Below are 21328 nucleotides of genomic sequence, written 5' to 3' on the forward strand. Positions count from 1 at the left end.
CAGGTTCGATGAACCGGATGCCTGTCTGTCTTAATATTCGCCGATGACGTTACCGTCATTGATCAGCCCGAGGTACTCATAAGTTTGTGAGCTGATGTTTTCACTCAGGAAGCTGACGCGTCCATCGCCGAACACGAAGTGGCAACCGCCGACGTGGGCACTGCTGGCGGCACCATCGGTCGCGCCGGCATTGTTGATCAGGAAGTTACCGTTGGCGGAGGTTCGCAGACCATTGTCGGAACGTGTTCCCCGGGCACCGAGCCAGATGCCGCCGTTGGCAGCGCCTTCGGTAGTCCGTTCTCCTGCGAGCAGCGTGTTGCTGGCACCGTCGGTGAAATCACGGAGACTGTTGCGGGAGTTTCCGTAGAAGGCACCTTTGTAGGTTGGGGTTGTCGTGCCGGTGATCGGGCCGTCGCCGTCCCAGTCGGTACCGACTACCGCCAGGTAGTTTGATTTACCGTAGGAACCGCGGTCGGTGTTGATGCCGCCCATCGGGTCAGAAGGACAGATGAATGCAGGCAGAATATTCTTGGCCAGGGTAGTGGTTCCCACGGTGGCGGTGGTGTCGTCCAGCCAGTGAATGCCGGCACCGTTGCCGCTGGCACCGAACATACGTGTGGAAATATTATTGTACAGGTTAGCCTGATCCATGAAGGGCAGAATGTAGGTTCCCCAGGCAATGCCCAGTCCGTTGGTTGCGCCCAGGTTAGGAGCACCGCTGGACAGACCCTGGTACATCATCGGGAAGACACGGTGCGTATCGTGGTAGTTATGCAGCGCCAGACCGATCTGTTTCATGTTATTTTTGCAGGTACTGCGGCGGGCTGCTTCGCGCGCCTGTTGTACGGCAGGAAGAAGTAATGCGATAAGGATGGCAATAATGGCGATCACAACCAGAAGTTCGATCAGAGTAAAGCCGCGTTTCTCGTTCCGTTGAGTCATTCTCATAATAAGTACACGTTCCTTTAAAAAGAGGTTTGAAAGCACAACCCAAGTGCTCAATCTGTGCTCAGAATGGGTAAAAAAGAGAGGAGCGAATCATCGGCTTTACGGATGAAGTGCCCCGGAAATGTGTGTTACCAGTGCGGTATCAATTTGAAATAATCATCAAAGCTCTAAGCGGCTGATGTAATGGAACCCAGGCGACTTCAACACGGGGCGTCCCCACCTGATCGAACCAGCCAACAGGAAATGCAAGATTGCAGAGTGGAACCTGATGGCGGCCTGGGTGGCTGGCAGACTTGGCCCTGAATTAGATGCTGTTCCCAGCAAGACAGGGCGATCAATCGCTGCGGCACTCAACGAGCCGTTCAATAATAAATTTATTTGACTATATGTATATGTAAGACAGGAGTTTAGCACTCCGGTTACATAAATAAATCGTACAGAAAAGAGACCACTTACCGATAAATTCTTAATTTGATCAAAATATCTTAAAGTTGGGGAGAGGGGGGCGAGAGGTGTGGTTATGCATTCAGTATTAATGCCGCTTCAGAAATTGGCAGGAATGGGAGCAGGGAAAAAGTTCTGCCTGTTTTTTCAGTTCACTCCGGTATTTTTTTCATTCCACGCGTGATACCCGGTTCGTTCCCACGCCTGATTACTGTACGAGACATCCCCGTTTGATCAGACTTAACCCCGAGGTGCCCGCATGTCAAAAGTAAATGAAATCCAGGATGGAATTGACTACGAATTCGCTTCAGTCATGAAATGGATGTTGACCATCGTCTCAGCCATCATCACAGCAGGCATTGGCGTTGTTCTGGGTGCCATCGTGGGTATTTATGGGCTCCTCTATTTCTGCCTCTTCATGGGAGACGGTTTCGCCCAGGCAGGTTGGGTGCTCGCTTACATCACCGTTCCTGTCGGCATACTGGGGGGAGCGATTCTGGGCGGTTCCCTGCCATTCTTTTTTCATATCAAATGGAAATAACCAGTCCCGAAACATCCCCTTCCTTTCTGCCAGCAACCAGACCTGCTGCTCCTGTTTTCTCTCACATAGAATTGCTGTTTCATTCTGGTTCGCAGCCCTTACACTATCAATTAGTGAGTCAGATTTTTTCTCGTATGGTTCTCAATAGATTCATAGCATCTTTGTGTGTTATGGATGTCAGGAAGAGTTTTATGCATTTTACTTCTCAACTTACCGTGCTGTTCGTCGTGCTGGCTGTGGGGCAAACCTGCCTGGCTGAAAACTATCCTCAGTTCCGAGGCGCGAATTCCAATGCTGTCTCTGCCACGCCGCTGCCTGTCAACTGGTCGGATGAGGCCGGAGAACAAACCAATATTCGCTGGAAGAAGCCTCTCGAAGGCGAAGGCTGGTCGCAGCCGATTGTCTGGGACAATCGCATTTACATGACGGCTGCGGTGCCTGCCAGTCCCTCGAAGAAAAACGTCGCCAAGCCGGAATCCGGAAACGGTGACTACAGCCGCGAACGTAACGATCTGGTCAACGTGCTGTATCAATACCAGGTTGTCTGTCTGGATGCGGCCACGGGCGAGACGATCTGGAAGAAGACGGTGAAAGAAGGTAAGCCGCCGTTGAAGCGGCACAACACCAACACTTACGCTACGGAAACGCCGGTCACAGACGGGAAACGCATTTTCGCGTACTTCGGCATGAACGGCGTTTATTGTCTCGACCTGAAAGGGGATGTGTTGTGGCAGAAAGACCTGGGCGTGTATGAGATGCGGGCCGGCTGGGGCACGTCGAGCTCACCGGTGCTGTTCGAAGATCGGCTGTTCATTCAGGTGGATAACCAGGAGCAGTCGTTTCTCGTGGCTTTGGATACGAAAACCGGAAATGAAATCTGGAAAGTCAACCGCGATGAAAAGTCGCAATACAGCAGCCCCATGATCTGGAAGAATTCACTGCGGAATGAACTGATCGTGGGGGGCACGGTCTATCGTTCCTATGATCCGGCGACCGGAAAGTTACTCTGGACGCTGGATATGAATAAAGGACGTTCGTCGGCGACTCCCGTTGCTGTCGGCGATCGGCTGTTCATCGGCAATGAACTCCGCAATCGTGGCGGTGATGATGACGGAGGCGGGCGGCTTTATTCTATCAAACCGGGTGGCGCGGGCGATATTTCTCTGCCGGGTGACATCAGAAAGGGGACGTTCGTGGAGTGGCGGATGGACGGTTCCGGCATTCAAATGGCGTCGCCTACTTATTTAGATGGCAACCTGTATTTCTTCGAACGCCGCCGGGGCATCATTCGTTGTGTCGATATGGAAACGGGGCGTCTGGTCTACGAAAGCCGCGTTCCGGGAGCCCGCGCGTTCTGGGCGTCCCCCTGGACCGACGGCAAACATCTCTTCGCGCTGGATTCCAATGGCAACACCCATGTCATCGCCGCCGGTGACGAACTGAACGTGGTCGCCGTCAACAAACTCGACCAGCAGGCCTGGGGCACCCCCGCCATCGCCGACGGCAACATCTTCATCCGCACCGTTGACAACCTGTATTGTATTGATGCGGGTCGGTGATTGGGGGGAAATCAAGAAGCGGATCAGGGCACTTGAAATAAAGAGTCCTGACCCCGTTTATTCGATCCTCTTCTCCATTTTATGTCAAGTTAAGGGGGCCATGCCAAGACCTCTCTGATGATAAATGGCTTCTTAAAAAGGGACTTTATGACGGGGATCGAATCCAAGTATATAGGCGAGAGGATCAACAGATTTTGCGAGTTAAATAAGTAAATGCTCTCTCCATTTCGCATTAAACTTAAGGATTTGTCAGGATTTGCATTAACCAGTTGTGCAGCGCACTCATAAAGTAATCTAATCACTTCAAAGATGTCGGTCTCATTGTCATAGGTGCCACTAATTAACCAGTTGACATCTAAACCATAATCACCATATTCCTCCCGCATGACATCACGATAAAAATCATCAAGTTGTATACAAGAAACATCAACGAGTCCAGGTATCTGTAAACCATCTCGAAATTCTATTCTGGGAACTGCCAATAAGGGTTTGTATACGTTTTCTGCGGATGTATGATCTGAATCCAAAAAAATAAGATAATCCGTTGACATTGAACACTCTCATCAAATTGAAAAGTAAGGTGAGGAAAAGGGAAAAGGTCTCTTTCTTTAAAGAGTCCTGCCCGCTTTTACTCTAATATACTCGGTCCAAATGGACCTGAAGACGCTACAGTAAAACTGGACACAGTCTAGTTTTCGATTACAGTATTGGGTAGAACCCGGCGTAACTTCTCGACTTGATCGACTTTCAAGTCCGGAACCGATAATCGCTTGAGCTGTTTCATTTGAGTGAGTCTGTCAAAACCTTCGTCACTCAGATCGGAGTCGATATAGAGACATTCGAGTTGATTGAGTTTGTTCAAGTGGCGAAGCCCTGTTCCCTGAATGTCTGTCTGATAAATCCACAGCTTTTTCAACGAGCTTAGACCATCAAGGTGCCGTAAGCCATCGTCGGTAATCTTGCCGTTGATCAGCAGTGCAGGTAAGTCTTTCATTTCTGAAATGCCATCCAGCTCAGCGTCGGTGAAATCGTAACCATGCAGGATCAGTTTCGTTACTCCGCGCATCTTGAATAGTGGTTTCGTCGAAACACGCAACCTGGGACTATTGGAACGGCGAACCATCAGTTCCGAACCGTGCGGGTCCTGGCCACGTTTTGAGTCGTGCCAATACGCGCAACCATCACTGTTATTGTACTCTGCAAGATACGCTTCGTTTCCGGTCCGGTGCTCCAGGACTTCTTTGACCTGAGCATAAGAGGAATTCATGAGAAACAGGGTCGTAAGGAAGATGAAAAGTCGCATGTAACTGACTCAAGCAAAGGACAATGCAATCAACAGGATTTGACTATGTTTATTTCTAACAGGATTTTTGCCGATCATCAATTTTTTTATTGTCGATCGGAGACTTTCATCCGCACTTACTCTGGAAATTGAAAGGGGGCAGGGCTCTTGAAATTATTACCTGCTGCCCGCTTTTATTTATTTGAACGATCAACGCTACTTCGGGGGTTGTGAACACGATATACTCAAAAACAGCCGTGCAGGCTGTCGTCGTTTTTTTAGGCGGCGGTCTGTTTTGGAAGGTAATAAGGGGGCAGCGTGTCGGTCGATTGGGCTCTCCACATTTCCTGGGATACACAATCGAGCGGCCCTGTGGCAGGATTGATGGTTCCGTGTGTATTCACGATTGAAATTGATGGCTTGCGCAAGGTGCGGCAGTTCCAGGTGGAGGTGAAAGCAAATTAGGGCACCTTTTCTGCCCCGAACAGAAAAAGGTATCATTCATCTCAGGAACATTTACTAAACACATTCATAAGGATACTTCCGGTTCATGCTGCAACTGTTCTATGACCACAACGACTTTCCCAATGCCAGGAAACTCAAGGATGAGCGATTCCACTGGTTACAGGACATCGGGGCTGTCGATCTTGGTGAATCACAACCAGATTCGACCGGGTTTCTATTCGGTTATCAGTACTCTTACTCGCATCTCATCAATCAAGTCGGAGATCGTCCCGGCATTCATGACCGTCCTGAGGAGAGGGAAGAATTGATCCATCTCGACGAAGTCCTTCGCGTGTTGGCTGTCAACGGGATAGAAGTGCCAACTCCCCAGACATGGGTGCTTGAGATTGATGAAGAACTCCCCAGAGACCTGGAATTTCCATTGTTCGTTCGCACTCGTAAGTCCTCGTGGAAGCGTGGGGGAGATCAGTCGAAAGTCCGTAATCTGAACGAACTCGCCGATGAGTCGGACCTGCTGCGACGTGCTTTTGGCTGGGACACAACGATTCTTGTCCGTAAGTGGCTGGACATCGCCGTCGCAGGGCAATGGATGTTTGGAGACGCACCTCAGGAAATCCGCACTTGGGTCATTGATGGTCAGCCGGTTGCCTGGAGTTTCCACTACCTTCATGCCGTACCGAATCCCGTTGGTTTTCCACCCTCGCCGGCTGATCTGTCGCAGTTGAAGTCGATGGCTGCGCTGGTTGCCAAACCGTTCCGGTCTCGACTGATTGCTGCAGATTTTGTACGAGACACGAACCACAACTGGCACTTCATGGAAGCTGGCCCCGGTGCGAATGCCGGGACAGCGCACGAAGCGGTTTTCAAATATGTCGCCAGTCGGCTCATTGGAAATGAAACCGATCTGGCTGGAGATGCAGTGGGAGGTCGGCTTTGATAGATGATTTGGATACACAGACAAAAGAGTAGAAAAAGGTGCCATTACCCGCTGCCCGCTTTTATTGATTTAAACGAACAACGCTACCTCGGGGGTTGTGAACACGATATACTCGAAAGCAGCCGTGCAGGCTGTCGTCGCTGTTTTTTTCGCGGCGGTCTGGTTTGTCTAACGAGTCTTCAACGTGTTTAACAGCTGAGAATTTCATGAATCGTCTCCTGCAGATCTTTAACCTCGCTCTTGTCTACCTGCTGCTTGCGGCTCCCCTGTCGGCGGAGCTCACACGCTTTGAGATCACTGACCGTGAACCCTTTGCCGATGGTCACAAATTCGGCAACGTCGGGGAATACGAACGGATTAAAGGTCGCGTCTATTATGAACTCGATCCCGATCTGCCTCAGAATCAGAACGTTGTCGATCTGAAACTCGCGCCGCGCAATCAACGGGGCCGCGTGGAACTCTCGGCCGATCTGCTCATCCTGGCACCGAAAGATTTGAGCAAAGGGAACGGGGCACTGCTCTACGATGTCAATAACCGCGGCAACCTGACCGCCCTGCGGATGATCAATCTTGGCTCGAGTGGCAACGATCCGAAAACACTGAAACAGGCGGGCGACGGGTTCCTGATGAAGCACGGCTTTACGTTCGTTTCCAGTGGCTGGGACGGCGAACTGCTGCCGGGAAGCAGCCGCCTGAGCCTGGTTCCCCCCACCATTGAGCAACCCATCACCGGCAAAGTCCGTTGTGAAATCGTGCCGAGCAAGGATACCACACGCACTGTCGTCAACTGGGCCGCCCATGGTTCCTATCGTCCCACCGCCAAAGGGCTCGAGCAGGCAACACTGACGCATCGGCTGCGGGCCGATCATCCCCGCGTGCCGATTCCCCGTTCGGAGTGGAAACTGCACGTCACGGAAGTCGACGGCGGTTCCCCCGCGCAACTACCGAAAGTGGAACTGGAATATCCCGCCGGGCTGAAGAAACTGGAGATCTACGAACTGATTTACGAAGCGCAGGATCCCACCGTGATGGGCACCGGCTTCACCGCGGTCCGCGATCTGGTCTCGGCATTGAAGCAGGGGACCGGCGATGGTAATCCGTTGCTCGTCGACGGCAAACCGGTGATCCAGCGGGCCCACTCCTTCGGCGTTTCACAAAGCGGGCGTTTCCTGCGCGAGATGCTGTACTGGGGCTTCAATGAAGACGAAGCGGGTCGGCGGGTCTTCGAAGGAGTCATCCCCCACGTCTCCGGCTCCGGCATGGGATCGTTCAATCATCGCTTCGCCCAGCCCACACGGCACGCCGGGCAGCACGATCATCACGATTACCCACCCGACCGTTTCCCCTTTTCCTATTCCACACAGACCGACCCGCTCTCGGGGCTGACGGAAGGCATTCTGACCCGGGCCGCAGCCAGCGGCACCGCGCCCCTGGTGATGCACACGCAGTCTTCTTCGGAGTACTGGAACCGCAGCGGTTCGCTCACGCATACCGATCCCCTCGGCACGACCGATGTCGCGCTGCCTGAGAATGTGCGGATCTATATTATCGGTGGAACGCAGCATGGTCCGAGTGGATACACGACCGAGAAGGGGGATGGCCAGACGGCGCCCAATCCGGCCGACTACAAACCGTTCCTGCGTGCCCTGCTGCTCGCGCTCGACCAGTGGGCCAAAGACGGGACTGCGCCTCCTGCCAGTGTGTATCCGAAGATCAGCGAGGGGACGCTCGTCAGCTGGACGCAGAACGCCACCGGCTTTCCCCCCATTCCCGGCATTCGTTACCCGGCGGTGATTCAGCAACCCGCTTACCTCGATTTCGGTCCCCGCTGGCAGACCGAACGCATTGTCGATCTTCAGCCCCCGCTGCCGCGCGGCGATTACCGGGTCCTCGTTCCCCGTTCCGGTCCTGACGGTAACGAACTGGGCTGCCTGTCGGCTCCCGAAGTTGCGGTTCCGGTAGCCACTTATACCAGCTGGCGGTTACGCGACGAAAACGGCCCCGCCGCCAACCAGCTTTACAGCCTCTCCGGCTCGATGATTCCATTCCCTCTGACGAAATCAGAACGCGAACAAAAGGGGGACCCGCGCCCCTCACTCGAAGAACGCTACGGCACCCTGAAAACGTATCTCCAGCAACTCTCCGCCCGATGCCAGACCTACGAACAGTCCGGCTACCTGCTGCCTGAAGACCGCGAACGAATCCTCGACATTCAGAAGGAACGAGTAGCACCAATGTTTGAAAAGATGAAGGAGCAAACGCAAGCCGACCCGAAAGAGCAGGGGCATTGAGGTGTTATGCTTTTCCGCTGCGAATGGAAATTGCTGAATGCAGGATAAAAAGGACCAAAATCTTACTCTGGGGAGCACAATTCGACTCCAGAACAGACTTCGAAAAGTGGAAACCGTTCCTGAATTCTTTTAAACTCTTTTTTATTTTAATCACAATCGGCAACATTATCGAGAAAGTTAAGCAATAGGTGGATACAAATAAATGAAAGAAAGAACGCTTTATCGAATAATTGCTCTGATCTTTCTTATTGTCGTATGGACCTATTGGTGTCCGTTGTTGGTAGCAATCGTTAGCAAAACAATGACACAAGATGAAATTACAGATCGTGTATATAAAATTAATCAATCGGCGAAAACTTATATCGAAGAACAAAACAGATTGAACTCTGCAATTCGTGAACTGGAAACAAAAATTTCAATGGCAGACTCATCCGAATTGGAGTCATTGATTGAAGAATATGAACTCCTCTCGAATTTCGCTCAAAACTATTCAAAGCGGCTTCGTCTCGCTAAATACGCTAACTCCCAGACAAGACACTATTATTTCGTCAGTTATCTTGCGTTAAGTGTATGCCTTTTGTTTCGAATCAGGAACATGAGATCAACAAATGAAATTACGCAAATGACGAACTTTCACACAAAATCAATCTTGTTAGGAGTAACATTCTATATCTTTTTTCATTGGTCAAATTGGCTGCGGAATTCCAGTTATGGGCATGAGGATCGGCGTTTATTTTCCTACGCACATTTTGATGTTTCTCCACCAGGATTCATTTTCCAGGAAATACAAGCATTCGGATTGATGATTTTAGCTGGTTATATCACATGCCTGTTTATTATCCCTTTACCATCTAAGGAAAACGATAAAAGAATGAATCTTGACCAAGCTTACATTTTTTCTCGGGATGTAAAACGAAAGTTTGAAGCTTGGCAGATTTACTCACTCCTTCTCATATTAGCATTCTTACCTTGGACTATCTTTTTCTGGAGAATTGTTCTCGCAATAGGTGAATCAAGATATTTTGCATCCGCCGTCTCTATTCACGTAATCTGGTTGTTAATATGGATTGTCATCACGATTCCGATTATTAAATCATTTGAACATTGGCATGATTTCACAGCATGTTTTGCATCCGATCAATCACCAGAGTTGGTGTCTAAAATTCAGGCACTTGAACCAGTATCAAAAAATATGTTTGTTCTATCAGCCTCGACAGGTGTTTTATCTTTCATCTTTCCAATAGCACAGTCTTTCTTTTAGGGGGTAGAGGAAAAAGGGGATGCATTTGGGGACTTTCCATTAGAGGCTGCTGACAAGCCGCCCTGGAAGCTTAGTTCGTCTTGCTGACACCATTTATTCCTTGCCTACCCTGTTCCCGCCCGGCTTATTTTTTCGGCTGTTTGGGGTCTGGTTCCTGTGTCTCATCTTTGTACCACTCGCGGTCGAGCGCATCAGACCACTCGTTCGCTTTTTTTTCTAATGCGTCTCGAATTGATTGGGGACTCTTGAGTTCTTCCGCCAGTTCCATAGGCGTTTTTCCCGCATTCGTGGTCAATCTCAATGAAGCATCATGATCAAGTAAAGTATTGATGATTTTAAGATACGTCTGAGTCACCTTCTCGTTGCGGTTACCGTTCGAAAGAAAATGCTCACAATGTATTGCTACATGCAGGGGAGTCTGGCCAGAAATATCGGCAGCACTGGGGTCCAGCCCTGCCTGAAGCAGCAGCTTCACGGATTCAGGATTTTCAGAACCAATCGCATGGTGCAGTGCCGTGCTTTCATCATTGATAATCCAGTACCCGGATCCACCACCAATCCAGCTAATCCGACGTTTCAGATTCGCTCCGTGTTTGATCAACAGTTTTACAACCTCGGGATGTGGTACCGCATTTACCATGATGGGGTACCCGTTACCTTCTTCAAATTTGTCAGGATCTGCCTTGTGTTCCAGCAGTAATTTGCAGATTTCCGCATGTCCTGTTTCTGCCGCCAGTCGTAGCGGCAGGGACCGGCCCGCTCCAGGTTGATTGACCCAGGTATCATCTTTTTTCAAAGCCTCTTTAATAAAGGCAATATCGTTTAAATAAATCGCAGTCTCCAGTGTGTAACTGGCACCCGCTTTTCGATATAGCTGAATGATCTGCTTCCAGCGTTTGCGTTCCTCAGGACGAAACTGGTATTCAGCCGCAGCAGCTTCCAGTGGAGTCTGACCAGTCAATTCATTACGTTCATTCAGTCTGGCACCATGTTTGACCAGGATCTCAGCGATACGGGGATCTCTGGCAAAATAAATCAGCGTAAATTCATTTTCGTAGGTCTCATTGACATTCGCGCCGGCTTCGACAAGCTTTCTGACAAGGTCAACGTTGTCATGCCGGACTGCGTTACGGAGCTCGTCTGCAGAGACGTTCGCGCTCAACCAGCTCAACAACAGCATGCAGATCATGGCAGTTCGATTCATGTTCAATGATGCGCTCCCCATTGAGATCGGAAAAACAGTCTGTCGATGTTCCACTTCCGCCATTCGACTTTACGCGGGAAGCGGTGCATCAGACGCGATCACTTCTACGATCATTATAAGCGTTCCGGGAGTCGAAAGGATCAGGATTTCTGTCTCATTCTTCTCATTTTCCGGTGTTACCAACTGGGGCCTCCGAAAATCGCCCTGCCTGCAGGCGAATGCATCGAAGCCGACCGCCAGAGGTAAGGGACCCCCGGATTATTCTATGATGTAAGTGATTTGTGTATTAAAGTGTATTGGCTCTGTCAGGTGGAAGCAGAGTGATGAAAGGCGTTCCTCATTAATCTGTCTCATGCTGAGAAATACGATCATGGCAAAGCAAAGATATGCGGCGAAACTGATATTTCAATTTCGAATTGACCTTCAGGATGATTCTGGAAAATACAGGATTTGTGAGACACGGTTTCTGAATGATTTCATTCCCCGGGAAGTTTTACGGGAAACGGGAGTGCCGGAAAGCGTGTTGGTATCTTCTCTTTTTTCTTAAAGACACCCTGTTTGACGATCAGGCCGGTATCCCAGGTGCCCAGAACCAGGTCGAAGCCGTCTTTCGCTGGCTGGGATGCCAGGTGTTCCAGCCGGGCGTCGTTCAGTTGCAGCAGGCCTGTCCGCAGGAACGTATCGGAGTTCCAGGCCGTGATGGTGCCCCGATAGCAGGCGACCAGGAGCGTCTGCTGTTGCGGGTGGTAGTTGACGTCCATGATTTCTGACAGGCCGGTGGGGATGATCGCCTCCAGGGTTCCCGCCTCGAGATTCAGAATCAGAATCTGTCCGGTATCGAACACGAGTATGGCAAAGCGACCGTCGGCAGTGCATCTGATCTGCATCAGCTGGCTTTGGTGATAGACGGGCGGAGTGATCTGTTTCTGCGGTTGTCCCGCGCGCAGTTCCATGACAGCACCGTGTCTGGGTTCAAAATAGTATAATCGTCCCGGGCCATCAGAGACTCTAGCGATGAGATTGGTGCCGGGAAAACCAAGGTTGAGTTCACCAATGTTATTTTCCTCTGCGATTGCGTATGCCCGGAAAGCCAGGTAGAGTGCGGTATTGGCAGAGAGGTCGCATAACGAGTGGGGAATGCGATAATCAAATTCCTTACTATAATATCCTTCCGGTCGCTTGGGTTTTTCCTGTGAGTGCGCGCGGAGCAGTTGCATTTCACCCGGCTTTGCGGGAACTTTCGGAGTCTGCCAGCGCCAGAGAGTGCCGTCCTGATCGAGGGCGGCGAGACTGTTGAGGGTTGGGTTACCTGCTATCCGGAGCAGCTTTTCCGTGCCCCCTTCCAGGGCAAAGACTTTGCTGCGGCGGGAGAGATCCCAGACGCCCGCATTTCCGGAATTCTCTCCCACGAGTAATTGGGACGCATCTACTGAGAGTGCGACACAGGAGTTCCGGAGCACTTTGGTATTGAATGTCCGCTGGAGTGATCCCTTTGCTTTCAAGTCGAACACGGAGACATCGTTCCAGTCCAGAGAGGCAGCCAGTTTTCCGGAGGTGAATCTGGAGAGGGCGTTGACTGTCCCTGACGGCTGAGCGATCGTGTTTCCGGTCGAGAGATCATACAGGTTAATTTCCGGGGTAAAGCCGGTAACGATGCACATCCGCCCGGAAGTGCTGTTCCAGGTTTGCATCTCGGCTTCATTTCGCAGGTCGTCGCGTTCCAGGTTCCATTTCTCTCCCAGTGCAGCAATGCGTGCTGTTCTGATGGTGAATGTGCGGTCCCGTAGGGGTTTGGAAGCTACCCTCCAGGCTTCGACCAGATCAACGGCCTTGATTGCCTGTTCCTGTTTGTCGTAGAGCCAGGCATATAACTTATTGGCATCCTTGGGTCCTGGGAATTTGAGATTTTCAGCTTTGGGAGCTTTGTAGTTACCCGGGCCCGTCTCTCTCATCACTAAATCATGATGGAGTAACTTGCCATTGGAGGGGTCAATCAGTCCCCATTTGAGCAGGGTCAGTTTGGAATAGTCCACCTCCTGGGGAGGAACATTGTAACGCGAATTCGATTCAAACTGGACGATGAAGGGGGTGAAGGTTCTCTTCTTTCCGGACTCTGTCAATTCCATTTGAAACGGCTGTTCCAGATTGATGATGCCTTTGATTTCATCATGTTTCAGATCCTGTTGGTAGCCGCTGGTCGACCAGATGATTTTCTGACTGTCCGGGTCGAAGCAGGCTAATTCGGTCTCTCCACAGATCAGCAGTTTCCCGTTGTGCGCGTTATAGTTCAGGGATCGGTAATTGGACAATTTGTCGAATTCCAGATGGCAGGTGGGTGTCAGGTTGGGGCCCTGGAAACCTGCCAGAAAACAGTAGTCAGTAGAGGAACCATCCAGAATACTCTTCGGTTCCTGCTCTGCTTTTGCTTTGACGAAACTAGATTCAAACAGCACCCACGTTGAATCGGCTGATGTGGCGATCGAATTAATCCAGAGACGTTCCACGTTGATGGGAATCGGCAGGCGGCGGACAGCCAGGCATTTTCCCGTGTGGACATCCCAGACTCTCAGACAGGGGATGAGCTGGGGCATACTATAGAACAAGCCTTGCTGATCGTCTACCTCGATATCATCCACGGTCACCAGCCAGTGGGAGTGATTGAGCTGTGAGAACTTGTGGAAGCGGGCGGGACCGGCGATGCTGCCCAGGTAGGCGCCCGTGTCGCTCCGCCAGAGGCGAATCGTTTCCGCCTGGGAGAACAGGACCGATCCGTCTTCCGAAAACTGGACGTCCATCGGGTTCGGGGCATGCATCAGCTTGACTTCGCCGTAAAACTGTTCGCGGGGGATCCGGTCCTGCTGCTGGATTGTGTCGGCCAGGGTGGGCCGCGGCTTTTTCGCTTCGACGGCGAATGCTGAGTGTGCTCCGCGGGACATCAGCAGACAGACTGCGGTGAGACTGAGCAGGACGGGAATGAAGCTGGTCGGGCAGTGCCGGGCGCGCATGGCTTTCCTCATTATTTTAAAGGAGCCGTCGTGAAATCATCAGGGGTGCCTGCTTCTGATTTTATCAGACTTGGCTCCGATTGCATTTCCCGTTTTTGAATTTCGCTCAACACTGACCGTTTTTCCAAAATTTCAAAACCGGGCTGAAGAGATGTCTGCATGAACAATCCTGCTTGAATACAGGTTCGGTTCACATGTACCATGGAACTGAAAAAGGTGACAGTACCATTCAGTCCTGACCCTTTTATCTCTTCCATTTTCTGTCTTGAGCTTATTTTTTCTTAAAAAGCTCAATTGCAGATTCATATCCCAACTCGACAGCATACTCTAAGGCAGATTGATCATCACTATCTTTAAGATTTGGGTCAGCGCCTGCTTCAAATAAAATTATCGTGATATCCATTTTTATAGGCTCACACATCTGATCGGAAAACTCGTATTCACTTCCAACCGCGTATTTTAGAGGAAGATTTCCATCTTTGTCCGGAAGATTAACATCTGCTCCAAAATAGATAAGTAGCTTGACCTTTTCAGGTTGATAATATTCAATTGCAGCTAATAAAGGAGAGAGTTTATTATTAAGGATGTCATTTGGCTCGGCTCCATGTTGAAGTAGGAGTTCGATAATCCTTGTATCTTCTGGCTCTGAATTTTCAAATAGAGTACTCTTTCCGCTTGTTGAAAGTAATAAAGCCAAAGCTAATTCATCTCTATCGGTTGACTTTATTTCATCTAAATAGGATTTGACTAAATCAAAATCACCAGATTTTACACATTCCGTGAGCCTCATTTAAGCACTCCACTTTGCGTTTTTAATAAAATAATCAATATGCGTATTCTAATTTAATCCTGTCTCTGAAATTATCGATAAACAGTTTAACATGACCACTACAACGTCGACACGGACCTTCCCTTCAGGATGGTAGATTGTAAGCATGACAGTTCCAGATGCATTAGGATTCTCATCTAAATACTTCCTTATTTGGTCTAGAAAGAAAAAAGAGTCCTCCCCGCTTTTACTCTACCCTGTTTTTTTAACATTTTTCACATTCATTATGAGTCAGTATGAATATTCGAGAAGCCAATATGGTATTGGCGTTATTATATTAATTTTAAATCTCATTGCGACATTTTTGTTAAGTATTCCGCTCTCGCATATCTGAGGGGAACAGAGAATGATCGCTGGTATTAAATAAATCGAGAAACGATAAAGAGCGAGGATCAATGACTCTTGTTCTCGCCAGAGTTGATCAAACAAAAAAACGCCTGAGTTCTCTTGATTGAGGACTCAGGCGTTTGTGGTTTGATGCTCTTTGTTTTCTCACTCTTTCGACTTCAGCGGGAAGTCAATTGTGTTCGCGCCTGGTTTGACTTGTGCGGTCAGGGTGGTCTGGGCGTTGTATTTGGGGGGGAGGATTTCGGGGCGGGCATCTCTATCCTGGCCGCCGCCGGATTCGTCGGAGAAGGCTTCGACGGCGGTGGTGATGAGGACCCTGTGCGGGCCGATCAGGGCGCCGTTATCGCTGGCGGTGTAGACCAGGGTGTAGTTCCCTGCGCTGTCGGTTTTTCCCAGGGAAGGGCGTCCCTTTTCCGGCTGGAAGGTGACTTCCGCGTCGGCCAGGGGTTTGTCGTCCAGAGTCACTACGCCGGTAACGGTGCCCAGCGGAGGGGTGTCGCTGCCTCCGCCGCAGGCTGACAGGAGCACTAATGACAGGCTGAGGAGCGTTGCATTAAAAAAAGAAACGGGTTTCATCGATCTGCTTTCTCGAGTCGCTAGAGAACAGGGCGAAACAGAGTCGGATCTGTTTCGCCTGGATGGGGGAGAGAACCGGTCTCCGCCGCGATTCGGTGTGAAAGGAATTGCGGGGAGAGGCGGGCGTCTGTTAATACTCGCCGATGACGGCGCCGTCCTGAATGGAGGCCAGTCGCTCAAACGTACTGTCGACGATGCCGCCCGAGGCGATGCTGTTGTCGATGTTTTCGCTGATGAACTGCACGCGACCGTCGCCCATTAAGAACTGGGCACCCCCGGTGTGCAGGCTGCTGTAACCGCCGTTCGCCTGGTCTGAGGTGGAGGTGGGGTTGATACCAAAGTGAGTGGTCCCCGCGACGCTCAGCAGTCCCTGGTTTGAAGCGGTATTGCCCGTGCAGTTGGCACAGGTGGGACCCTGACCCAGGTTGTCGCGGACGGTAAACAGCATGCCGGCAATCATTTTATTGCCGGGGATCTGGTAGGCCCGTTCTCCCATGAGAATCGTATTGCTCAGTCCGTCGGTAATATCGCGAATGCGGCAGTTGCTGTTGCCCCAGAAAGCGCCGGTGCCTCCGGTGGTGCCATCCAGATAGTTGCTGGCTTTGTTGGCGCGATGGTAGGCATTGTTATTGGAAGCGACATAGTTGGTAAGGGCGACACCCACGTTGGAGGTTCTGCTGCCTGAAGAATCGAAGTAGTCAATTGTGTAACCGGCGTCGGTATGCTTCTGAGGGCCGGTGTCGGAGGGGCAGCGGAAGACGGCGTAGGTCTGTTGCATGGCGGAGATGTTCCGACCGAAGGCATAGCTGGCGGGGGTGTTGCCGACATCAAATTTGTCGTAGACCGTACCCAGTTCAACATACGGAGCGAGGAACGCGGACCAGGTCCAGTGTCCTTCGTCGTCGCCGACGTTGGGGTCGATTACATAGACGGGGGGGAGCATGCCGAACGTGGAATTGTAATTGTGAACGGCCAGGCCGAGCTGCTTGAGGTTGTTTTTACAGCTGCTGCGACGGGCTGCTTCGCGGGCCTGCTGGACCGCCGGGAGCAGGAGTGCAATCAGAATGGCAATAATGGCGATGACGACGAGCAGTTCAATCAGGGTGAAGCCCCGAGAACGATGTGAGCGCGACCTGGTTGTCATGATTTTCACACTTTCTAATAAAACAAATGAAACAGGTTGAAAAGGTATGGAAGAAATTAATTAAGAGCGGCCACTGTGTGACCACACATGCCACGCCGTGAGACGGCTCCATTCGAACGGTTCTCTGCAGCAGTATCGTGACTGCTGTGCGAGCAATTGCGGGCGCAATTCCAACGCGATCAGAGGGGCAGCGTTCTAATGTTCATGTGTAAATGGGTTTAACCCATCATTTAGTAAACGTATGCGAAATGAGTCATTTACCGGTCTAATGTGGAAATAAATCAAAATATCTGGATGTCTGCATGAAATGAGGCTCGATTTCCCTTTTTTGTAGTGGGAAACCTGATGGGATGTGGGTGTATGACCACTTTTGTGGTGGCTGTTCATTTGGGGGTGGGAGCGGGGCTTCTGGTAGGATTCCGGGGTGCTTTTTTGTGAGTTGAACTGGCTGTTTCCTGCTTTCGTGGGGTGTTCTGAATTCTAACTTTTTGAGTGGCTTGTTTGCTTTCACTGAGACCTCCTGCTCGCTGCGCTCGGCCCGAATTGCATTCGGGCCTACCCATTTTTGTGTGGGGAGGCTGGTAAATCGGCACTGTCGGGCGAGCCGACAGATGGCACCCGGCGTGTTGTTTGGGTGGGTGGTTGGCAGGGACGTTCATTGAAGGAATTTGATTTCATGTTTTATTCTGCGAATGAATGTCTGGTAATGATGTCTCTCATGGTGCTTATTCTGGAGAAGGGCACGGGGGCGTCAAGAGGGATGAACGGAATCGGGTGGCGATACAGGTTGATCCCGGCGCGATGCAGGGCGGTGCTGGAGCGGTGCCGGGGTGAGGGGCTGCGATGTGCGGCGACCCGCAGGCATACATTACGAACAGGTGCTGATTCAGGCAGTGAAGATCCGGAAAAATCGGGCTGTTTTCCAGTGATGATTGCGAACCACTGTCGCGTGTTTCAGTGCACTGTAAACTGGGCACGCGCGCGACCCAGAACAACGCTTATCGCCGTTGGCGCGGCGGGGTCAAGTCGAATCTCAACAGGTGAAAGAGGAGACCGATGCGCAATCAACAGCTGAAGAACGGGCATGTCTCAGCGGCGGTTGAGTTTGATCTGGACGGATTCGATCTGTTCGAGTCGGCCGAGACGGAGGACGACTTCGTCAGCCGTGACGGACTCGCGGAGGGTGACCCGGTATTCGAGTGCGAAGGCAGAGCCTTTGCGGATGGTTTCGGCGCCGGTGGTTTCGAACGATTCACAGAGTTCCGCCAGAATTTCGTTCCAGCTGTTTTCTGCTCCCAGAGCGACCTGCAGCCGCAGCAGCATGACGTCGGCTGGGAGATGGCTTTCATTGCTGCGGAAGTTCGACCAGTGAGGTTGAAAATGTGTGGCACCGCCGATAACGACGAAACCCAGAGCAGCAACAGAATACTGCCCGGCACCGATGGCCATGCCTTCCACCACGGAAAACAGGACAAAGGCGACATCCTGTGTGGACTGCATGGCGGTGCGGAAGCGGACGATGGAGAGAGCGCCGACCAGCGAGAACGCGCGGGCCACGTTTTCTCCAATGATCTGCGTCGCCATGGCAATCAGGATGCACATCAGCACGAGAGTGATAGAAAGTGTTTCGTCGGCAACGGATCGTTGGTGTTTACGGGCGAGATACGCGACGCCACAACCTGTCATCCAGGAGAGCAGCAGGTGCAGGATGATGATGGTCGCAGCGGGTTCTGCGGAAGTTGTGATATTCGAAAGCCAGTCAGTCATGTTGGTTGATCATATTGAGTCGGCACGGTTCCGCAGACCGGTTTGGGTGATTTCTGAGGAAAGAGCGGTACGGTATTTGGAAAAGCCTGTCGAAATCAGAGGGACATCGAGCAGCAGTCCTTTAAACAGGGGAGGGAGGCTGTGATGGAATTTCAGTTCCAGAACTTGCTCATCGGGTAACAGTGAAGGGGAGGCATCGCAGCCGGGAGGGATCTCCCAGTTGCAGGTCTGCTGGCCTGTGATTTTGCTGTCGATGGTGAGTCGAATGATCTGGTCCTGATAACAGGAGGTGCGGGCAAACCGCTGGTAATGTACCAGGGCTGAAGGTTGTAAATCATATTGAAACACACGATTTCGAAACCATTCGCCGGGCCAGTGATCTCCTGCTGAGAGGGGATGTTTGACACAATGCAGCTGTGCGAGAGGAATGGCAGAACGATTTTTCTGAACGAGGTTATTTTGTTTGAATTTACTTTCCAGCCAGACGGTCTGTTCCGCGGCGTAGCGGCGCAGGCGATATTTTGTATTTCCCAGGGGAGGGGTTTTGTGAAAGATATCTTGCGCTGCGGTATCCAGATAGAGGGTATTGATTTCGTAGCTGTCCCCTCTGGTGGCGGTGCAGTGAGGGTCGGTCCGCATGTATTGCTTTGCCCAGCTGGCGACCTGATCTTTGAGCTCGGGAGTCAGGATGAATTTGAGTTCGATCCGCTCGTCTCGGGCGTGATAGACATTCTCGGTGTCAGAGTCTGGTAAGAACAGTTTCAAATCCAATGTGGTGTCTCCATGATATCGTTATGGAACGTACTATTTTCCTGCAGTGACTTTGAGCAGGTATTCGCTGCGCTGTTTCGCGAACTGATGCAGGTTGACCGCACCATGTCCGCCGGGACCGTGTCCGGCAGAAGTCTCAGCAGGGATACGACTGTCGGTCAGTTTGATGAAGTTTTCATAAGAGCCGAGCTTGCGAGTCTCCTGTCGGACTTCGCGGGCAATCAGCTTGCGGTACTGACTGACGACGGGGCCCAGTTCTTTCCAGTCGAGGTCGCCGGCGATGATGCGAACTTTCTTCAGATATTCTGCCTGGATTTCAGGAACCGACAGCAGTTTGCTGCGAAGTGGTTTCTGAGGATCGTCGAGGCCGATGAGCGGGTCGAGCTGTTCAGCAGCAGGACCGTTCTGATTCGCGCGACGGGGATCGAAACCGGGGGGCGGGAAAACTCCCCGGGGAGGTCCACCTGCGGGAAAAGGGAGTCCCGGTCCTTCAGGTGGATTCTCTCCCCGGGGACCCGCGCCTGCTTCCCGATTCTCAAATCCTGGTGGACCCTGACCGGGAGGCCCCATACCGGGACCTCTGCCAACGAAGCGGAAGGCTTCATTCATATCATGGGGGAAGAAATGAAAACGGTCATGCTTATCCAGAAAAATGCTGTAATCACTGGCCCGGATCCAATAGCCGTCAGAGTTGCAGAGGGCATTATCGAGTGCCAGGAACCAGAGCAGTTCATCGAGATCGACTTTGTCTTTCAACGCAGCCTGCAGTTGAGCGGGGGGCGTTTCATCGAGAATGCGACAGAGCTCAATCAGTTTCTTGAGCGATTTCTCTTTGCCGTCTTTCATTTCGTAAGGGTACCCGTAACGTTCGGGATCTTCGCCGCGATAGTCAAGTCCGCCACCACCGCGGGGGGAGCCACTGACTTTCCAGCGGGTTCCTTTGGCGGAGGGATAATGTTCGCGGAGGAAGTCTTTATTGAACTGCTGGGCGTTGGTGTAAATGCCCCAGTTCTCACCGTTGATGACGACGCGAACCAGATTGGCTTTCGGAGCCGGCATATGTTTGCGGGCGATGTGAGAATAGAGCACCGTACTGAGCAGAGAGTCATCGCCGCTGTTATTGAGAAGATTGAGAGTTTTGTATCCCTGCAGGCGTTGATCTTCATTCATGAAATCGAGCGAGATATTCAGCGAGCGTTTGTAGCCGGTCGGAACCATCATGTAGCTGGACATGCCTCGAAAATGAATTCCGCAGCCCGGGTATTTCTGTCCGTCAACGGTCAATGTGGCTGGGACTTCGACATCGGTGCCATGAAAGGCTTCGAGTTCTTCTTCCCAGTCTTTATTTTCAAAATCGATAAATATGGTCCGCAGGACGGAGGGAGCATAGAAGTCTGCAGAGATTACCGGGACATCATCGGGAGAGATTTTCTTACCCGCTCTGGCTGCCGGACGATCATGTTGCGAGGGGCCCCGTCGGCGAGATCTTCTGTCGGAATCACGCGATCCCTGACGGTCGGATTCTCTGCCGGGAGGGGGGCCGAAACCACCCGGGCCTCCCGGTCCACCAGGACCGCGGCGCTGGGCAGGATTCTCTTTGAGGTACTGGCGTGCTGTCTGACGTTCGGCATTATTCAAAACGCCATCCTGATCCTGATCGAACTGTTTGACCAGCTTCCGTTCTTCGGCTCCGGGCCCTCCGCGCTGACCGCCGGGACCAGATCCGAACGGAGGGACGTCTCGAGATCGCTCCGGATTTTCGCCTGGCTGTGGCGGACCCGAACCGGGGGGCTGAGCAGATACAGATGCTGTAAGGAGCGTGAAAGTAATAAGATAGAACAGATTTCGTTGAAAAATCGGTCGCATGAAATCCTCGTCAATGCTCTGTCAGAGAGTTTAAATCGGGTTTGCCTGGAGTTTCAGTAACGAAAAATCCCTTAATACCGCCGCTCAATT

At 51.5% G+C, this 21328-nt stretch carries 17 protein-coding genes; 5 read left to right on the forward strand and 12 right to left on the reverse strand.

Annotated features, from left to right (window positions below):
* Nucleotides 1-30: 30 nt before the first annotated feature.
* Entirely contained in the window at nucleotides 31-948 is a 918-nt protein-coding gene (locus ACN0YN_RS23170; protein ID WP_417387404.1) for a DUF1559 domain-containing protein, read from the reverse strand.
* A gap of 703 nt (nucleotides 949-1651) precedes the next feature.
* Between ACN0YN_RS23170 and ACN0YN_RS23175 the strand changes: the two genes are divergently transcribed.
* The gene (locus ACN0YN_RS23175) at nucleotides 1652-1933 is read left to right on the forward strand and encodes a hypothetical protein (protein ID WP_417387405.1); all 282 of its coding nucleotides are present in this window, start codon (nucleotides 1652-1654) and stop codon (nucleotides 1931-1933) included.
* Nucleotides 1934-2124: 191 nt separating this feature from the next.
* Nucleotides 2125-3492 (forward strand): PQQ-binding-like beta-propeller repeat protein, encoded by a 1368-nt coding sequence (locus tag ACN0YN_RS23180; protein ID WP_417387406.1) that lies wholly within the window; start codon nucleotides 2125-2127, stop codon nucleotides 3490-3492.
* 89 nt (nucleotides 3493-3581) lie between these two features.
* Here the strand turns inward: ACN0YN_RS23180 and ACN0YN_RS23185 are convergent, their stop codons facing one another.
* Complete coding sequence (locus tag ACN0YN_RS23185) at nucleotides 3582-4043, reverse strand: hypothetical protein (protein WP_417387407.1); 462 nt, start codon at nucleotides 4041-4043, stop codon at nucleotides 3582-3584.
* A 137-nt stretch (nucleotides 4044-4180) separates the two neighbouring features.
* On the reverse strand, nucleotides 4181-4795 hold the full coding sequence (locus ACN0YN_RS23190) for a hypothetical protein (RefSeq protein WP_417387408.1): 615 nt from the start codon (nucleotides 4793-4795) through the stop codon (nucleotides 4181-4183).
* A 529-nt stretch (nucleotides 4796-5324) separates the two neighbouring features.
* On the opposite strand from ACN0YN_RS23190, the gene ACN0YN_RS23195 reads away from it, so the two are divergent.
* From ACN0YN_RS23195 to ACN0YN_RS23205, 3 genes are all read left to right on the forward strand, one after another.
* A complete protein-coding gene (locus ACN0YN_RS23195) occupies nucleotides 5325-6176 on the forward strand; it encodes an ATP-grasp domain-containing protein (protein WP_417387409.1) in 852 nt (283 codons plus the stop codon).
* A gap of 206 nt (nucleotides 6177-6382) precedes the next feature.
* Entirely contained in the window at nucleotides 6383-8467 is a 2085-nt protein-coding gene (locus ACN0YN_RS23200; RefSeq protein ID WP_417387410.1) for an alpha/beta hydrolase domain-containing protein, read from the forward strand.
* Nucleotides 8468-8669: 202 nt separating this feature from the next.
* Nucleotides 8670-9728: a hypothetical protein gene (locus tag ACN0YN_RS23205; RefSeq protein ID WP_417387411.1), complete on the forward strand. Its 1059-nt coding sequence runs from the start codon at nucleotides 8670-8672 to the stop codon at nucleotides 9726-9728.
* A gap of 124 nt (nucleotides 9729-9852) precedes the next feature.
* Here ACN0YN_RS23205 and ACN0YN_RS23210 read toward each other — a convergent pair whose 3' ends face one another.
* The 9 genes from ACN0YN_RS23210 to ACN0YN_RS23250 all read right to left on the reverse strand — a co-directional run bounded on the left by ACN0YN_RS23210 (nucleotide 9853) and on the right by ACN0YN_RS23250 (nucleotide 21238).
* Nucleotides 9853-10932 carry an ankyrin repeat domain-containing protein gene (locus ACN0YN_RS23210; protein ID WP_417387412.1) on the reverse strand — a complete coding sequence of 360 codons (1080 nt, stop codon included), beginning with the start codon at nucleotides 10930-10932 and terminating at the stop codon, nucleotides 9853-9855.
* Between the two features lie 476 nt (nucleotides 10933-11408).
* Nucleotides 11409-13937 carry a hypothetical protein gene (locus ACN0YN_RS23215; RefSeq protein WP_417387413.1) on the reverse strand — a complete coding sequence of 843 codons (2529 nt, stop codon included), beginning with the start codon at nucleotides 13935-13937 and terminating at the stop codon, nucleotides 11409-11411.
* A gap of 11 nt (nucleotides 13938-13948) precedes the next feature.
* Nucleotides 13949-14194, reverse strand: coding sequence for a hypothetical protein (locus tag ACN0YN_RS23220; RefSeq protein ID WP_417387414.1), 246 nt, complete (start codon nucleotides 14192-14194; stop codon nucleotides 13949-13951).
* A gap of 14 nt (nucleotides 14195-14208) precedes the next feature.
* The gene (locus ACN0YN_RS23225; RefSeq protein WP_417387415.1) at nucleotides 14209-14727 is read right to left on the reverse strand and encodes an ankyrin repeat domain-containing protein; all 519 of its coding nucleotides are present in this window, start codon (nucleotides 14725-14727) and stop codon (nucleotides 14209-14211) included.
* A gap of 531 nt (nucleotides 14728-15258) precedes the next feature.
* Nucleotides 15259-15690, reverse strand: a complete 432-nt coding sequence (locus ACN0YN_RS23230; protein WP_417387416.1) for a hypothetical protein — start codon at nucleotides 15688-15690, stop codon at nucleotides 15259-15261.
* A gap of 130 nt (nucleotides 15691-15820) precedes the next feature.
* Nucleotides 15821-16834: a DUF1559 domain-containing protein gene (locus tag ACN0YN_RS23235; protein ID WP_417387417.1), complete on the reverse strand. Its 1014-nt coding sequence runs from the start codon at nucleotides 16832-16834 to the stop codon at nucleotides 15821-15823.
* Between the two features lie 1089 nt (nucleotides 16835-17923).
* The gene (locus ACN0YN_RS23240; protein ID WP_417387418.1) at nucleotides 17924-18601 is read right to left on the reverse strand and encodes a DUF4956 domain-containing protein; all 678 of its coding nucleotides are present in this window, start codon (nucleotides 18599-18601) and stop codon (nucleotides 17924-17926) included.
* Between the two features lie 9 nt (nucleotides 18602-18610).
* Complete coding sequence (locus ACN0YN_RS23245) at nucleotides 18611-19372, reverse strand: polyphosphate polymerase domain-containing protein (RefSeq protein WP_417387419.1); 762 nt, start codon at nucleotides 19370-19372, stop codon at nucleotides 18611-18613.
* Between the two features lie 33 nt (nucleotides 19373-19405).
* Nucleotides 19406-21238: a CotH kinase family protein gene (locus tag ACN0YN_RS23250; protein WP_417387420.1), complete on the reverse strand. Its 1833-nt coding sequence runs from the start codon at nucleotides 21236-21238 to the stop codon at nucleotides 19406-19408.
* Between the last annotated feature and the right edge of the window lie 90 nt (nucleotides 21239-21328).

This window comes from Gimesia sp. (assembly GCF_048260065.1).
GTDB lineage: Bacteria > Planctomycetota > Planctomycetia > Planctomycetales > Planctomycetaceae > Gimesia.

Bases quoted from the DNA above. Each gene is read 5' to 3' on its own strand.
- ACN0YN_RS23200 (WP_417387410.1), top strand. From the start codon at position 6,383: ATGAATCGTCTCCTGCAGATCTTTAACCTCGCTCTTGTCTACCTGCTG.
- ACN0YN_RS23230 (WP_417387416.1), bottom strand. From the start codon at position 15,690: ATGAAACCCGTTTCTTTTTTTAATGCAACGCTCCTCAGCCTGTCATTA.
- ACN0YN_RS23170 (WP_417387404.1), bottom strand. From the start codon at position 948: ATGAGAATGACTCAACGGAACGAGAAACGCGGCTTTACTCTGATCGAA.
- ACN0YN_RS23215 (WP_417387413.1), bottom strand. From the start codon at position 13,937: ATGCGCGCCCGGCACTGCCCGACCAGCTTCATTCCCGTCCTGCTCAGT.
- ACN0YN_RS23225 (WP_417387415.1), bottom strand. From the start codon at position 14,727: ATGAGGCTCACGGAATGTGTAAAATCTGGTGATTTTGATTTAGTCAAA.
- ACN0YN_RS23235 (WP_417387417.1), bottom strand. From the start codon at position 16,834: ATGACAACCAGGTCGCGCTCACATCGTTCTCGGGGCTTCACCCTGATT.
- ACN0YN_RS23220 (WP_417387414.1), bottom strand. From the start codon at position 14,194: ATGGAAGAGATAAAAGGGTCAGGACTGAATGGTACTGTCACCTTTTTC.
- ACN0YN_RS23240 (WP_417387418.1), bottom strand. From the start codon at position 18,601: ATGACTGACTGGCTTTCGAATATCACAACTTCCGCAGAACCCGCTGCG.
- ACN0YN_RS23185 (WP_417387407.1), bottom strand. From the start codon at position 4,043: ATGTCAACGGATTATCTTATTTTTTTGGATTCAGATCATACATCCGCA.
- ACN0YN_RS23205 (WP_417387411.1), top strand. From the start codon at position 8,670: ATGAAAGAAAGAACGCTTTATCGAATAATTGCTCTGATCTTTCTTATT.
- ACN0YN_RS23250 (WP_417387420.1), bottom strand. From the start codon at position 21,238: ATGCGACCGATTTTTCAACGAAATCTGTTCTATCTTATTACTTTCACG.
- ACN0YN_RS23195 (WP_417387409.1), top strand. From the start codon at position 5,325: ATGCTGCAACTGTTCTATGACCACAACGACTTTCCCAATGCCAGGAAA.
- ACN0YN_RS23180 (WP_417387406.1), top strand. From the start codon at position 2,125: ATGCATTTTACTTCTCAACTTACCGTGCTGTTCGTCGTGCTGGCTGTG.
- ACN0YN_RS23175 (WP_417387405.1), top strand. From the start codon at position 1,652: ATGTCAAAAGTAAATGAAATCCAGGATGGAATTGACTACGAATTCGCT.
- ACN0YN_RS23190 (WP_417387408.1), bottom strand. From the start codon at position 4,795: ATGCGACTTTTCATCTTCCTTACGACCCTGTTTCTCATGAATTCCTCT.
- ACN0YN_RS23210 (WP_417387412.1), bottom strand. From the start codon at position 10,932: ATGAATCGAACTGCCATGATCTGCATGCTGTTGTTGAGCTGGTTGAGC.